Here is a 229-nt window from a genome sequence, read left to right on the forward strand (position 1 = left end):
GATGCGTCGGAGATATCGCTGATCAGGCGATCCAGGCGGCGAACGTCATGCTGGATCACATCCATCAGCCGTTTCTTGGAATCGTCGGATTTTGCCAGCGGCAGCGTCTCGACCGCGCTTCGGAGCGACGTCAGCGGGTTCTTCAACTCGTGGCTGACATCGGCGGCAAAGCTCTCGATCGCATCGATGCGGTCGTAGAGTGCGGTTGTCATTTCACGCAGTGCAATCG

General features: G+C 58.5%; 1 protein-coding gene. It reads right to left on the reverse strand.

Translation table 11 applies throughout. The features are described from left to right. Positions 1-229, reverse strand: a 229-nt coding sequence (locus SB772_RS46275; RefSeq protein ID WP_410839303.1) for a histidine kinase dimerization/phospho-acceptor domain-containing protein, incomplete at both ends; no start/stop codon positions are given.

This window comes from Paraburkholderia sp. SIMBA_030, assembly GCF_046535245.1.
GTDB lineage: Bacteria > Pseudomonadota > Gammaproteobacteria > Burkholderiales > Burkholderiaceae > Paraburkholderia.